Below are 434 nucleotides of genomic sequence, written 5' to 3' on the forward strand. Positions count from 1 at the left end.
TCTACACAACACCTAATGAGCCAACTTGGATGGTTGCGATCAAAGAGTTAGGTCAAATGTGGCAGGTTGATTACAGCGACATCAATAACCTACGTATTGATCAAATGGATACTGCTAAGTTCTTGCATGATGGTTTCTTTGACCCAACAGGTCGTTACTTCCAAATCGCAGCAAACGCTTCAAACAAGATGGTTGTTGTTGATACGAAAGATCGTAAGTTAGAGAAAATGATCGATGTTGCTTCATTGCCTCACCCGGGTCCTGGTGCTAACTGGACTGATAAAGAGTGTGGCCCTGTTGGTGCAACGACTCACCTAGGTATTGGTGAAGTATCTGTTTGGGGCAACGACCCGATTGGTCATCCTGACCAAGCGTGGAAGCTGTGCTACACAGTTGAGACAGACGGTGCGGGCGTATTTATTCGTACCCATCCA

At 46.1% G+C, this 434-nt stretch carries 1 protein-coding gene; it reads left to right on the forward strand.

From position 1 onward, the window contains the following. The coding region (locus A3729_RS10325; protein ID WP_304439713.1) for a cytochrome D1 domain-containing protein at positions 1–434 on the forward strand (434 nt) is incomplete at both ends.

This window comes from Oleiphilus sp. HI0043 (genome assembly GCF_001634935.1).